The sequence below is a fragment of the Coprobacillus sp. genome (genome assembly GCF_984815275.1).
The window spans coordinates 1-14269 of record NZ_CFJNYH010000009.1 but is presented as its reverse complement, the minus strand read 5'-3'; the positions used below and the strand labels follow the sequence as shown (position 1 = coordinate 14269).

Here is a 14269-nt window from a genome sequence, read left to right as displayed (position 1 = left end):
TTTCCTCCTATAATTTTTCAATAATAGCTTGAGTAAATTCAGTCGTTGTTGCAGTTCCTCCAATATCAGGAGTTACGATTTTTCCTTCCTCAACAACTGCTGCTAAAGCATCTCTTAACTGATTCGCTTCTTCTAATTTCCCCATTGCTTCTAACATCAATGCAAAAGCTAACAATAAAGCACTTGGATTTGCAATGTTTTGACCAGCAATATCTGGAGCACTTCCATGAACAGCTTCATAAATACGATATTCGTCTCCTATATTACCACTAGGAGCAAACCCTAATCCCCCAATTAATCCTGCACATAAATCTGAAACGATATCACCATATAGATTAGGTGCAACCAAAACATCAAATGTCTCAGGTCTTAGAACAAGCTGCATACACATATTATCAACAATAACTTCTTGTGCTTCGATATTTGGATAATCTCTTGCAACATCTCTAAATGCTTCCAAAAAAAGTCCATCTGTATATTTCATAATATTTGCTTTATGAATAGCTGTCACTTTGTGTCTATTATTCATTTTAGCATACTCAAAAGCATATCGGCAAATCTTTTCACTCGCTTCACGTGTAATTAATTTAATACCATTCGCCATATTATCATTAATCATATATTCAATACCTTTATATAAATCTTCAGTATTTTCTCTTATCATAACCAAATCAATATTTTCATATTTAGAATCAATTCCCTTAAATGAACGAATTGGTCTTACATTTGCATAGGTTGCAAACTGTTGTCTTAAAGCAACATTAACACTTCTAAATCCAGTACCAATTGGTGTTGCAGTTGGACCTTTTAATGCCCATTTATATTCTTTTATCGCATCAACCAATCCTGGTTCAAAAACTTCTTTTGTCGTTGTGGCATATTCAGCCCCAGCCTGATATGTGATCCATTCAATATCTAATTTCATTGCCTCGGTAATATTTTCGACACTCTTTGCAATTTCTGGTCCAATGCCATCTCCAGGTATTAAAACTGCTTTCATTAAAAATCTCCCCCTAACTCTTTAATTGCATTTAATAATCCACCTTGTAAAATCATTACTTTTTCTCTAGGTGCCAATGATAACTTGGCAACAATAGTTTCTTTTGTATTTATATTTTGAACAGTCACATCTGTCCCATTTTCTACTGCATCTTTGACATCTAATAAAACATATTCATCTTGATCATTGAAGAAATCATATCCTACTTGATCAATTATCAATGGTAAGATTCCATTATTAATTAAGTTTGATCTATGAATTCTCGCAAATGATAAGGCAAAAATAGCTTTGATTTTCAAGTAATTAGGAACTAATGCTGCATGTTCTCTTGAAGAACCTTGACCATAATTGTCTCCTCCAACAATAAATCCTCCACCATTTTCAATTGCACGATGATAGAATTGATCATCAACTTTACAGAAAGAGAATTTAGCCAAATGAGGAACATTTGAACGATAAGGTAATAATTTAGAATCTGAAGGAACAATATGATCTGTTGAAATATTATCTCCAACTTTAAGCACCATCTTTCCTTGAATATTTTTTGCTAATTTTTCTCCTCTTGGAACAGGTTTTATATTTGGTCCCATATAAACCTCTGTATAAGGATCGTAATCATTAATAAAGAAGTTTGCATTCTTAATAAATGGTGTACTTGGAACTTCCTCTAAATACATATCATCTTCAAACATTGATGAAAAACATCCTTTCACAGCTGAAAGTGCAGCAACTTCTGGTGAAACCAAATAAACACCTGCATCATTTGTTCCAGAACGTCCTTTAAAATTACGATTAATCGTTCTTAATGAGACACCCTTTGATAATGGTGCCTGCCCCATACCAATGCAAGGTCCACATCCACATTCAAGAATTCTTGCGCCAGCCTGAATCATATCAGCCAAAGCTCCATTCTCTGATAGCATTGCTAGAATACTTGAAGAACCAGGTGCAATAACAAGTGAAACATGCTCTGCAACTTTTCGCCCTTTTAAGATTTTAGCAGCTCTCATCATATCAGCAAATGATGAATTCGTACATGATCCAATAACAACTTGATTGATAGCCATTCCTTCTAATTCTCTAGCTGGAACAACAGCATCTGGACTATGTGGCTTTGCAACCATAGGCTCTAATGTAGACATATCAATTTCTAATACCTGATCATAAGTTGCATCAGCATCAGCTTTCATTTCAACATAATCATTCTCTCTACCCTGTTGTTTTAAATATTCAAGAGTTCTTTTATCAGTTGGAAAAACTGAAGTTGTTGCACCAAGTTCTGCTCCCATATTACAAATTGTTGCACGATCAGTTAAAGACAGTGTTGCAATTCCTTCACCTGTATATTCAACAATTTTATTAACGCCACCTTTAACGCTTAATTCTTGTAAAACTTTTAAAATAATATCTTTCGCACTAACCCATGGTGCTTTTTGACCAGTTAAATTGACTTGAATCACTGATGGACATTGTAAGTAATATTTTCCTGTTGCCATTGCTACAGCAACATCTAATCCCCCTGCTCCAATCGCAATCATTCCCATTGCTCCACAAGTTGGTGTATGTGAATCACTTCCCACTAATGTTTCTCCAGGTTTAGAAAAGTTTTCTAATTGAAGTTGGTGACATACACCATTTCCTGGCTTAGAAAATGTAATTCCATGTTTTTTAGCCACACTACGAATAAACTCATGATCATCCATATTTTCAAATCCAGTCTGTAACATATTGTGATCAATATACGCCACTGCTTTATCCACCGCTACATGTCCCACTTCCATAGCTTCTAACTGTAAGTATGCCATCGTTCCAGTTGAATCCTGTGTAAGTGTTTGATCAATCTGTATACAAATTTGTTCTCCCGGAACAAGTTTCCCCTCTTTTAAATGTGAACTTAAAATCTTATATGCTAAATTCATATAACCCCACCTTTCTTTATTGTATACAATTATACATTATAGAGTATATACAATCAATATTATTATTTTATTTTTTAGCAGATTTTGATAACAACAAATATTTATTTTAAATATAGGGTGTAATATGTTACAATAGTTGCGGTGATAAAAATGATATTAGCTTGCTCATCTTTAAAGAAATCATTCCAAGGGATTGATTTGCTTAAAGATATAACTTTTAAAATTGAAGAACATGATAAATTAGCTATCATTGGTGTTAATGGTGCTGGAAAAACAACACTTCTTAAAATTCTTTGTGAAGAAGAATCTTATGATAGTGGTGATATTTTTAAGTCCAAAGAATCAACGATTGGCTATTTATCTCAACATAATACAATTGATCCTCAATTAACAGTCTATGACGCCTTACTCAATGTATTTCAACCACTTATCAAAAAAGAAGAACGTCTCCGCGTTTTAGAACAACTCATGACAACAACTCAAGATTTAGATTCTATTATGAAAGAATATGACCAACTCTCTTATGAGTTTGAAAGAGATGGTGGATATACATATCAAAGTCAAATTAAAGGTGTCTTAAAGGGGCTTGGCTTTGAAGAAGAGACTTGGAATATGACAATGAGTATTTTATCTGGTGGTCAAAAAACCAGAATTGCATTAGGAAGATTATTGTTGTTAAAACCAAGTTTACTTTTACTTGATGAACCAACCAATCATTTAGATGTTGAATCTATTGAATGGTTAGAAGCTTATCTTAAAAGTTATCCTCATGCGATTATTATGGTTTCTCATGATAGATACTTTATTGATCAAGTCACGAATCAAATTATTGAAATAGAAAACGGAAAATCAACCTTATATAAATGCTCATATCAAGAATATGCTATTATAAAAAAGCATAATCGTGAAGTTGATTTAAAACATTATATAGATAATCAAAAAGAAATCAAAAGAATGCAGGAAAGTATTGATCTTTTAAAATCATATAATCGTGAAAAACAAGTTAAACGTGCTGAAAGTAAAGAAAAAGCCTTAGAAAAAATGGAAAAAGTAGAAAGACCTGATGCCTTACCTCAATCCATGAAGATTCAGTTTCAGCCTGTTGTAGAATCAGGTTATGATGTTTTAAAAGTCAAAGATTTAGCTATGGCTTTTGATCAGCCACTGTTTGAAAATATTCATTTTGAAGTGAAGAAACAAGAAAGAGTCGCTTTAATTGGACCTAATGGGATTGGGAAGACAACACTTTTTCAAATTCTATTAGGGCGCCTTTCTCAAAAAAGTGGAAAAATCAAATTAGGTAGTAAAGTCATGATTGGGTACTATGACCAAGAACATACATCACTCTCTTTCAACAAAACAATATTTCAAGAGATTAGTGATACATATCCTCAAATGAATAACACTGAAATTAGAAGTGCCTGTGCTTCATTTCAATTCAAAGGCGATGACGCTTTTAAAACCATTGATGTTTTATCTGGTGGCGAACGTGGTCGTGTTGTTTTAATGAAGTTACTGTTATCAAGATGTAATTTCCTTGTCCTTGATGAACCTACCAATCATCTAGACATTGAATCAAAAGAAGTTTTAGAAGATGCTTTAATGTCTTTTCAAGGAACAATTCTTTTTATTAGTCATGATCGTTATTTTATTAATAAGCTCTCTACAAAAGTGGTTGAAATGACTGCTCATGGCTCACATACATATTCTGGTAACTATACAACTTATCTAGATCATAAAAATGAAGTTAAGGTTGAAAAAGAAAAAAACACTTCATATCTTGAACAAAAGAAAAGTCAGTCAGAGACTCGTAAACAACAAAATCAAATCAAAAAGATTGAAAAACAAATTTCTGAACTTGAATTAAAAATAAGTCAATATAATGAATCTCTTCATAATGAAGAGATATTAAATGACTATCAAAAATATAATGAAACTATAAAATGTATAGATGATTCTCAATATCAATTAGAACAATTATTAGAAACATGGGAAGAGTTACAGTCTTAGTTGGATATTATTATCCAACTTTTTATTTTCTCTTGTTCAAAGCAAGATTTTTTATATCTGAAATATAGCATAAGTTAAACGGATGACAATCCAAAAAAGATATGAAACTGATAAATTGCCTTGATTTATAACAAGATAGTTTGTTAAGAGCCATAAAATGAACAAAAAAAGCATCTTATGATGCTTAAGAAATGATTGTCTGCTTGCCTAAATAATCTTCTAAAAAAGATAATTTCCTCTTTGTCCGCTTCCATGCTAATGTTTCATAAATAGCGCAGTATTTATCAGCTAATAAAACAATATAACTCTCACGATATTTTGGCAGTTTTAATGTGAGCGGAAACATATGCTTCAAAATAATGTCTTTCTCACATTCAGTTAATTCAAAATCTTGACTCGCATTTTCCCATGCACGACGAGGATGATCAAACGCATGACGTCTATTTTCAGTTGATGGTATATGCCAATCATAGAGAAAATAATCATGAAGAAGTGCTCCACGGACAAGACTCCGCTCATTAATTTTGATACGAAGTTTTCCAGCTATACAAAGACTCATATAAGCAACAAACAAAGAGTGATTATATGTGCTTAACCTACCATGTTGTATAAATGTTTTTTCTAATTGCATATTCTTGGAGTTTAAGATATCAAAACCATGTTCATTTAATTGTATGATTGCATATATATTTTTCACAGTTTTCACCTCTTTGTATATCTATTGTACAAATATATGTTCTTATTTGCAAATAAATTCATGATTATTTTCATATCTTAAAAACTTTTTTCACAAAATGAAAGAACGTTATTCAAACCATCTTTTTATGTATAATGACAATGTAAATAAAATGCAAAGGAGAATGAATAATGTTACACAAAAACTTAAAACCATTTCCTCAAGATTTTCTTTGGGGAGCAAGTACTTCTGCATATCAAGTAGAAGGTGCAAATTTAGAAGACGGAAAAGGACCTTCTTGTCAAGATGTTAAAGAAGTACCAGAAGGAACATCTGATTTAACAGTTTGTGCAGATCAATATCATAGATATAAAGAAGATATTGCTTTAATGGCTGAAATGGGATTCAAAACTTATCGTTTTTCTATTTCTTGGTCAAGAATTATCCCTGAAGGAACAGGAGCAGTCAATCCAAAAGGAATTGAGTATTATAACAATCTGATTGATGAATGTTTAAAATATGGTATTGAACCATTAGTCACAATGTTCCATTTCGATATGCCTGCTGCATTAGATGAACGTGGTTCTTGGTCTAATAGAGAATCAGTTGATTGGTTCTTAAACTTTGCAAAAGTTATGTATGAAAACTTTGGTGACAGAGTGAAATACTGGTTAACAATCAATGAACAAAATATGTTAACATTAGTTGGACCAGTTATTGGTACATTAACTATACCTGAAGGTTGTACAAATGAATTAAAAGAAATCTATCAGCAAAACCATCATATGTTAGTTGCTCAGGCGAAAGCAATGGCATTATGTCATGAGATGTTACCAGGAGCGAAAATTGGACCCGCACCAAATATCTCATTAGTTTATCCAGCAAGCTGTAAACCAGAAGATAACTTAGCTGCACAAAACTATAATGCTGTGAGAAACTGGTTATATTTAGATATGGCAGTTTATGGTGTATATAACAATTTAGTATGGGCTTGGTTAGAAGAACATGATGCTACTCCTGATTTTGCTGAAGGTGATGCAGAAGCTTTAAAGAGTGGACATCCTGACTTTATTGGTTTTAACTACTATAATACAGCAACTTGTGAATGGGAAGATGGTTCTGTTGAATGTGATGGTGCAGCTGATCAACAAACAGCTCGTGGTGAAAAAGGAATGTTCAAAGGATTTAGAAACCCTCACTTACCAACAACTGAATTTGGATGGGAAATTGATCCTATGGGATTTAGAGCAACTATTCGTGAAATGTATTCTAGATATCGTTTACCAATGATTGTTACTGAAAATGGATTAGGTGCTTATGATAAATTAGAAGACGGAAAAGTACATGATCCATATAGAATTGAATATCTAAGAAAACATATTGAACAAGTTCAATTAGCAATTAGTGATGGTTGTGAAATGATGGGATATTGTCCTTGGTCTGCAATTGACTTAATTTCTACTCATGAGGGTATGGTAAAACGTTATGGTTTTATTTATGTAGATAGAGAAGAATTTGATTTAAAAACATTAGATAGATATAGAAAAGACTCTTTCTATTGGTATAAAAAAGTTATTGCTACAAATGGTGAAGATTTAACAGATTAATAAGATGAGAACTTGTCAGTTATGACAAGTTCTTTTATAATATATCAAGAGGTGCTACCATGAAAAAAATAAAATATTTTATCCCATCTATACTATTTATGATTATTATCTTTTGGTTTTCACATCAAACAGGAACTGAATCATCTGGTTTGAGTACATATATTGTCAATTGGCTTGAGAATCATTTACATATTATTGTTCCAGAACTGATTATAAGAAAGATGGCTCATATGGGCGAATATGCCTTACTCACATTCACTTTTATTTATGGGTTTTCTAAGAATAAATTCATATTGCAAAAAGTTCTCCTTTTCTCTTTGTCTGCAACGTTTCTATATGCTTGTAGTGATGAGTTTCATCAATTATTTATTGTTGGGAGGTCTGGTCAATTGGCTGATGTCATGATTGATACGACAGGTGGAATAATCGCCATTATTCTCTTTTATTTCATTAAAAAGAAAAAGTGTTATTCGCAAGAATAGCACTTTATTCATAAGTTAATAAACCTTGTTTCTTTAGAATGGGTTTAAATATTTTCATAAAGATACCAAGTGTAGGACCAAAAGTCAACATTCCTAAAATTGTTCCTATCCCAATAGACCATGAAATATTAAATATAAGTGTTAATATCACAACAATTAAGACACTGATAACATCTGCTGCCTGTCTGACAACATGAAACTTAACTGGAATGATATCTGTTAAAGCCATACAAAATCCTTCTAATGCAAATGTAACTTCATCTAATAACATAACAATGGAAACTCCAAATGCACAAACAGTACTTGCTATGATATACATAATAATCCCACCTGCAAATGATTGAAATTCAAAAATTAAAAGTTCATAAAACACAAAATTAATAACCATCCCTAATAAAACACTCAGAGGAATCTGTAATAATTGAATCCATCTAAATTTCTTTCTTAAGATAATAATCTGACCAACAACACAAGTACAATTAAAGATCATCCCCATTGTTCCAACCTCAATACCAATTAAATCTGATACTGATTTTGCCATTGCATCCCAAGCTCCAACTCCAATTCCTGATTTCAGTGTAAATGCACAGCCTGTTCCAACAATCATAAATGCCAAAACAATCAATATATATCTTTTACTTTTTACATTCATACTTCTTCCTCCACAGTGTTATCTATTATATAGAATCTCATGAAATTGTCTCAATTATTTCACAAAATGAAAAAAGTTTTCAAAATAGAAAAAAAGAAACTAAAGTTTCTTTTCCATTAAGTAACGTCTTAATCTGACACCTCTTCTTTCAACAGTTTGTTCTGATAATTCAATAAATCCCTTCGCTTCAAAAAAGGGTTTAGATGTAATAGAAGCAGCAGTATTTATAAAAGCAATTCCCTTTGCCCTCACATACTTTTCTAACTGCTCCAAAATAAGCGAAGCAACACCTTGATGTAAATATTCATGACTTACATAGAGTCTGTCTAAATATCCAGTTTCCCCTACATTACCAAAGCCTATAATTTTCCCATCTTCTTCAACAACTAAAGTATGATTCTTATTTAAGGATGCCTCCCAACGATAAATATCTGGATCTTGAGGCGCCCAAGCATCTAATTGTTCCTTAGCATAATCATTTATACATACAGAATGTACATTATCATAAAATAACTTCAGAACAACTTCTAAATCAGTTGGCATATAAAGTCTTGTTTTCATTTTACCCACTCCTTCCTTTGAAAAATATTATACCACAAAATCATGAATTAAAAAAGGAGTTCATTAACTCCTTATCAGTTAGATTCCAAATAACAAATCCATATATGTTGGCATTGGCCAATATTTTTCATCAACTTTTGTTTCAATAATATCTACTGTTTCACGCAGTGCATTCATTGCTGCAAATACACCATCTCTCCAAATAATAGATTGATCCATGATATCAGCATCGCAGGCCTGCGCTCTGATAATTTCAGTATCTAAATTTTCCATTTTTATCTTCATATCTGAAATTAATTCTGATAGCACTTTAACATCATCTACTAAGAAGCCGTTATCAACACCAGTTTGTTTTACTTTTAATGCTGTTGATGCTAACTCTTTTAAATAAGCAAGAGCAGCAGGATAAATCTCATTTCTCGCCATCTTACTTGCAGTTAGAGCTTCTACCTGTATTGCTTTATTATAATTATCTAATAATATTTCATAACGTGATGCTAACTCAATTCTAGAATAAACACCTTGTCTATCTAGCATTTCAATATTTTTTTCTTCTTTCAAACATTTCATAGCATCTACTGTATTTTTATGATTAGCTAATCCACGTCTTACTGCTTCAGCTTCCCATTCTGCAGAATATCCATCGCCATTAAAAATAATACGTCGATGCTCTGAAAGGAATTCCTTAATGACTTCCATTGGTGTTTTTCCACCTTTAATTTCTTTAGCCATAATTCCCATTTCTTCAGCCAAAATCGTATTAAGAATTGTATTTGGTCCTGCAATAGATTGTGATGAACCAACTGCACGAAATTCAAATTTATTCCCTGTAAAAGCAAATGGAGATGTTCTGTTGCGATCAGTATTATCTTTAGAAAAATCTGGAACAACTGATACACCTGTCTGGAAACGTCCAGTATTGATGTCCTCTAATTCTTTTCCATCAACAATTGCATCAATTAATTTATCTAGTTCTTCTCCTAAAAACATTGAAATAATTGCAGGGGGAGCTTCATTAGCACCTAATCTATGATCATTACCAGCACTAGCAATAGACATACGTAATAAATCTGCATATTCATCTACTGCCTTAATTGTACAAGCTAATGCAGCAATAAAAGGTAAGTTATTCGCTGGATTATCTCCTGGATTAAATAAATTCACACCTGTATTTGTGATAACTGACCAGTTATCATGTTTACCAGAACCATTGACTCCTTCAAATGGTTTTTCATGCAATAGACATCTTAAACCATGCTTTTTTGCAATATCTTGCATTAATTGCATGAGAAGATGATTATTATCTGTTGTAATATTTACATTTCGATAAACACATGCAACTTCATGCTGAGCAGGAGCAACCTCATTATGTTTTGTTTTTGATGGAATCCCATACTTCCACAATTCTTTATCTAATTCTTTCATAAAAGCTGAAACTTTACGTTTAATACTTCCAAAATAATGATCCTCTAACTCCTGACCTTTTGGTGCCATAGCTCCAAATAAAGTTCTACCAGTTAATTTTAAATCCATTCGCTTTTGATAATATTCATCAGCAACCAAGAAATATTCTTGCTCGCTTCCTACAGATGCACTAACTTGTGTAACACCTTCCAAACCTAATAAAGGCAACAATTCACATGATGCTTTTGACAAAGCATCAACTGCTTTTAATAAAGGTGTTTTTTTATCTAACGCCTCTCCTGTATATGAACAAAATAATGTTGGGATATACAACGAACCATCTTTTACAAATGCTGGAGATGTACAATCCCAAGCAGTATATCCTCTTGCTTCGAAAGTTGCACGTAATCCTCCTGATGGGAAAGAAGATGCATCTGGCTCCCCTTTTCTTAACGTTTTTCCACTAAATTCAAGTAAAGCTTTATTCCCATCTGGTTCTAAAAAAGCATCATGTTTTTCTGCTGTTAAACCAGTCATTGGTGTAAACCAATGCGTAAAATGAGTTGCACCATTCTCAACAGCCCAGATTTTCATTGCATTAGCAATAACTGTTGCAGTTTCTTTAGGTAAAGGTTCTCCATTATCTAGAGCCTCATGAAAAGCTTTATAAGTAGATTTAGGAATACGTTCTTTCATAACATCATCACTAAATGTTAAACAGCCATAATCTTCTAGTAATTCATTCATATCCATTGATTAGTTCCCCCTTGTCATCACCCATTGTATCAATTTATGTCGACTCTGTCTACACAAAATAATCAATGTTTTTGAGGCTATTATATAGCCTTTGTGTAGGCATGTCAACATCGTTATAATATTGAAATATTGATATAAATATATTTATATTCCTATTGTATTTTTAAAAAGAAAGATTATACTTATATGCAGAGGTGAAAATTATGTTTAGTCAATTTAAAGCATTAATCATTCATAGCCATAAGGAAGCGAATGATCAAATAAAAGCATTTCTGGAAGATAAAGGATATCTTTGTAATCAGGTTATTCAATTCAAGGAACTTGAAGAATATTATGAAAATCATAGTTATGATTGTATTATTATTGAAGATGAGTTCCCTAGATTAAAAACGAATGAATTTCTTGTTCAGACCAAATTACGTGGACAGCCAATTCTCATTGTTATTAGTGATACATTATCATCAGATTATTTAGAGTCATTACTAAATGCAGGAGCAGATGATTATGTCACGATCCCATATAAACTCAAGGATATAGAATCAAAAATACAATCAGTCTATAAAAATGGGATTTTGAAACCAAGACGTATTTATAGATTTAAAGATATTGTTGTAGATACAACAGCAAGAACTTGTTCATGTGCAAACAAACCGCTTAATCTTACTAAAAACGAATTTAAACTATTAACAATTCTTATTTCTCACCCATATCAGCCTTTTTCTATTTCTTATCTATTTGAAGAAGTGTGGGGTTCATCTATTTATGAAGATGGAACTTCAATTCCTGGACTGATGAGTAATCTTATCATGAAATTAAGACTCATTAATAATGATCAAGAATATATTAAACGTTTTGGTAAAGATAGCTACAAAATGGCATTTTAAAAGGAATCGGATGATTAATCTGATTCCTTTTGCTTTTCTCTAGCAGCTTTTTTTTCTGCTTTTCTTTTTTCTTTACGTTGTTGTTTTTCTAATTGTCTATGAACATCAGTATATGCTTTCACTGTACAGTGAATTCTTTTATTTTCTTTCATAACAGCTGCTACGAACTCTACACGTTGTTTAGGGAAGCAGCAATAACGTTTTTTTGTATTTGTATATATTTCAATAGCATGTGGTCTTGTTGCAATATCAGCCCAACGAGAAACTGGATCACAAATTGTTTCACATTCCATCAAATCAACTTGACGTTTTCTCCATAAACGATAATGTATAGATAAACTCTTCTTTCCTATGATATATTTATATGGTCTAAATCCTAAGAAGAAAATACAACATAGTACACCAAATATTGCTATTGTTATGAATGTATTCATATCCTTAGTCACGGCAACATAGATTGTATATAATGCATATGCACATAAGAATATGATCGTTGCAACGTTCATTCTGACTTTAAATTCTTTTTCCATAAAAGCCTCACTTTCTTTTCTATTATACATGATTTATTACCAAATAACAACGCTTATTCATTACAAACATTATCCTATTGGTCAGATAGAAAAGAGATATTTTTTATTAAAAAAGGACGGTGTGTACCGTCCCTTTAATTTTTACTATCTTACAAATCTTATTCTGCAGCAGCAGCTTGTTTGTTTTGATATTTTTCGTAAGCAATTAAGAATGGGATATAAATTACTGTTGCAAAAGCAATTGCAATAATTTGGCTTACAGCTCCCATAATGTTTCCACCTGTTGCTAAGAATCCTAACAAGATTGGTGGCATTGTCCAAGGTACTTCAAGTACAACTGGTGGACAGAATTTCATAGTTACTAACAAGTATCCAAGACCGATACAAAGTGCTGGAGCTAAGATAAATGGAATACCTAAGATTGGGTTTAATACTAATGGAATACCGAATGTTACAGTTTCATTAATGTTGAATAAACCAGGAACGATAGATAATGTAGCGATTGCACGGTTATCTTCACGTTTAGAGAAGATAAAGATTGCAATAACTAAACCTAAAGTTACCCCAGAACCTCCCCATTCAGCAAACATTTGCATCATACCAAGGTTGAATGTATAGTATCCATGAGCTTTAATTTCTGGAGTTAAAGGAACTGATTTACCATCTGTAAATAATGCAGTATTTGCATATAACATAGGTTTGAAGATTGGTTCTTTAACAGCAGCTAACATGTTGTTACCATGAATACCTACTAACCAGAATAAAGAGATAAGTACATACATGAACATAACAGCGATTACATTGTCACCGATGATATTCATTAATGGTTCTTGAACAGAAGTTTTAATTAAGTCATTCAAGTATGAACCTGAAGCTAATTTCACTAACCATCCAATAGTACCTACAACTAATAAAGTTAAGAAAGTTGGAATTAAAACTTCGAATGCACGAGCAACACCAGGTGGTACTTGTTCAGGCATTTTAATTTTTAATGCGTCCATCTTACGGAATAAGTTATAGATTTCAAGAGCGATGATACCTACTAATAATGCAGTAAATAACCCAGTTGCTCCTAAATAACTACCTTCGAAACCACCTACAGTAGTGATAGCTTCAGTTCCAGCTGGTAATACAGCACCAGATGCTAAAGCATCAGTACCTTGCCAGATGTTTGTTGTAGTTGGAGTAACAACAGCCCATGACATGAATCCAAGAACTGCAGGGAAAGCACCAGTTTCACCATTAGCTTCTCCGATTTCTTGAGCTACTAACATTACGATACCAATTGAAATACATGAGATTGTACAAAAAGAAATTGCAGCAAATACGTCATTGATAGGTTTTAAAGCCATAATTGGTTCAAAAATTCCACCAAGACCTTGTGCGTTACCTTCGACAACGTTATCATTAACTAAAACGTTTGTCCAAAGTACACCGATAGCACCAGCGATAGTTGCTGGCATGAAGTTTTGGAATGCGTTCTTGATTGCGCCTAAATATTTATTTTGACCACACCAAGCACCAACGCGTCCAAGCTTATCAGCAAAAGCGTCCATATTTTTTTCCTCCCTTAAAATATTTTTGACACTAATAGTATAAGATTTATTTTATAAAAAGTCAATGCTTTTAAAACAAAAGTATGGTACTTTTCAAAAAAAGTACCATTTTAGGCTATAATTTGTTTTGATTTTTTTTCGACATTTTATGCGTAATCATAACCACGCCTAAAAGAAGTGGTATGTACAGACCCTATAAGGGTCTTTTGTTGCGGAGGTCTTCACCTATCGA

General features: G+C 32.5%; 12 protein-coding genes. 4 read left to right on the top strand and 8 right to left on the bottom strand.

What is annotated here, in order from left to right:
- Positions 1-7 precede the first annotated feature (7 nt).
- Entirely contained in the window at positions 8-1000 is a 993-nt protein-coding gene (locus tag AC5M21_RS04820; protein ID WP_008787545.1) for an isocitrate/isopropylmalate dehydrogenase family protein, read from the bottom strand.
- Complete coding sequence (locus AC5M21_RS04815; protein ID WP_008787544.1) at positions 1000-2919, bottom strand: aconitate hydratase; 1920 nt, start codon at positions 2917-2919, stop codon at positions 1000-1002. The genes AC5M21_RS04820 and AC5M21_RS04815 overlap by 1 nt, the downstream gene beginning before the upstream one ends.
- A gap of 150 nt (positions 2920-3069) precedes the next feature.
- On the opposite strand from AC5M21_RS04815, the gene AC5M21_RS04810 reads away from it, so the two are divergent.
- Positions 3070-4929, top strand: coding sequence for an ABC-F family ATP-binding cassette domain-containing protein (locus AC5M21_RS04810; protein WP_017143896.1), 1860 nt, complete (start codon positions 3070-3072; stop codon positions 4927-4929).
- Positions 4930-5113: 184 nt separating this feature from the next.
- On the opposite strand, the gene AC5M21_RS04805 is transcribed toward AC5M21_RS04810, so the two are convergent.
- On the bottom strand, positions 5114-5626 hold the full coding sequence (locus AC5M21_RS04805; RefSeq protein ID WP_008787542.1) for an HD domain-containing protein: 513 nt from the start codon (positions 5624-5626) through the stop codon (positions 5114-5116).
- A gap of 170 nt (positions 5627-5796) precedes the next feature.
- Between AC5M21_RS04805 and AC5M21_RS04800 the strand changes: the two genes are divergently transcribed.
- The gene (locus tag AC5M21_RS04800) at positions 5797-7212 is read left to right on the top strand and encodes a glycoside hydrolase family 1 protein (protein ID WP_008787541.1); all 1416 of its coding nucleotides are present in this window, start codon (positions 5797-5799) and stop codon (positions 7210-7212) included.
- A gap of 59 nt (positions 7213-7271) precedes the next feature.
- Positions 7272-7694 carry a VanZ family protein gene (locus AC5M21_RS04795; RefSeq protein ID WP_008787540.1) on the top strand — a complete coding sequence of 141 codons (423 nt, stop codon included), beginning with the start codon at positions 7272-7274 and terminating at the stop codon, positions 7692-7694.
- Positions 7695-7698: 4 nt separating this feature from the next.
- Here AC5M21_RS04795 and AC5M21_RS04790 read toward each other — a convergent pair whose 3' ends face one another.
- The 3 genes from AC5M21_RS04790 to AC5M21_RS04780 form a co-directional block, all read right to left on the bottom strand.
- Positions 7699-8346, bottom strand: coding sequence for a YczE/YyaS/YitT family protein (locus AC5M21_RS04790; protein ID WP_008787539.1), 648 nt, complete (start codon positions 8344-8346; stop codon positions 7699-7701).
- Between the two features lie 99 nt (positions 8347-8445).
- Complete coding sequence (locus AC5M21_RS04785) at positions 8446-8907, bottom strand: GNAT family N-acetyltransferase (protein WP_008787538.1); 462 nt, start codon at positions 8905-8907, stop codon at positions 8446-8448.
- 78 nt (positions 8908-8985) lie between these two features.
- Positions 8986-11064, bottom strand: a complete 2079-nt coding sequence (locus AC5M21_RS04780) for a glutamine synthetase III family protein (RefSeq protein ID WP_008787537.1) — start codon at positions 11062-11064, stop codon at positions 8986-8988.
- Between the two features lie 206 nt (positions 11065-11270).
- Here AC5M21_RS04780 and AC5M21_RS04775 point away from each other — a divergent pair, with 206 nt between their 5' ends.
- Positions 11271-11951, top strand: a complete 681-nt coding sequence (locus AC5M21_RS04775) for a response regulator transcription factor (protein ID WP_008787536.1) — start codon at positions 11271-11273, stop codon at positions 11949-11951.
- 14 nt (positions 11952-11965) lie between these two features.
- On the opposite strand, the gene AC5M21_RS04770 is transcribed toward AC5M21_RS04775, so the two are convergent.
- Together AC5M21_RS04770 and AC5M21_RS04765 are read right to left on the bottom strand one after the other, a co-directional pair.
- Positions 11966-12481 carry a PH domain-containing protein gene (locus AC5M21_RS04770; RefSeq protein WP_008787535.1) on the bottom strand — a complete coding sequence of 172 codons (516 nt, stop codon included), beginning with the start codon at positions 12479-12481 and terminating at the stop codon, positions 11966-11968.
- Positions 12482-12639: 158 nt separating this feature from the next.
- Positions 12640-14037 carry a PTS sugar transporter subunit IIC gene (locus AC5M21_RS04765; protein ID WP_008787534.1) on the bottom strand — a complete coding sequence of 466 codons (1398 nt, stop codon included), beginning with the start codon at positions 14035-14037 and terminating at the stop codon, positions 12640-12642.
- Positions 14038-14269 lie beyond the last annotated feature (232 nt).

Excerpts from the sequence above, each read along its gene's own strand:
- AC5M21_RS04820 (WP_008787545.1), bottom strand. The coding sequence starts at position 1,000 with ATGAAAGCAGTTTTAATACCTGGAGATGGCATTGGACCAGAAATTGCA.
- AC5M21_RS04815 (WP_008787544.1), bottom strand. The coding sequence starts at position 2,919 with ATGAATTTAGCATATAAGATTTTAAGTTCACATTTAAAAGAGGGGAAA.
- AC5M21_RS04810 (WP_017143896.1), top strand. The coding sequence starts at position 3,070 with ATGATATTAGCTTGCTCATCTTTAAAGAAATCATTCCAAGGGATTGAT.
- AC5M21_RS04800 (WP_008787541.1), top strand. The coding sequence starts at position 5,797 with ATGTTACACAAAAACTTAAAACCATTTCCTCAAGATTTTCTTTGGGGA.
- AC5M21_RS04795 (WP_008787540.1), top strand. The coding sequence starts at position 7,272 with ATGAAAAAAATAAAATATTTTATCCCATCTATACTATTTATGATTATT.
- AC5M21_RS04790 (WP_008787539.1), bottom strand. The coding sequence starts at position 8,346 with ATGAATGTAAAAAGTAAAAGATATATATTGATTGTTTTGGCATTTATG.
- AC5M21_RS04785 (WP_008787538.1), bottom strand. The coding sequence starts at position 8,907 with ATGAAAACAAGACTTTATATGCCAACTGATTTAGAAGTTGTTCTGAAG.
- AC5M21_RS04780 (WP_008787537.1), bottom strand. The coding sequence starts at position 11,064 with ATGGATATGAATGAATTACTAGAAGATTATGGCTGTTTAACATTTAGT.
- AC5M21_RS04775 (WP_008787536.1), top strand. The coding sequence starts at position 11,271 with ATGTTTAGTCAATTTAAAGCATTAATCATTCATAGCCATAAGGAAGCG.
- AC5M21_RS04770 (WP_008787535.1), bottom strand. The coding sequence starts at position 12,481 with ATGGAAAAAGAATTTAAAGTCAGAATGAACGTTGCAACGATCATATTC.
- AC5M21_RS04765 (WP_008787534.1), bottom strand. The coding sequence starts at position 14,037 with ATGGACGCTTTTGCTGATAAGCTTGGACGCGTTGGTGCTTGGTGTGGT.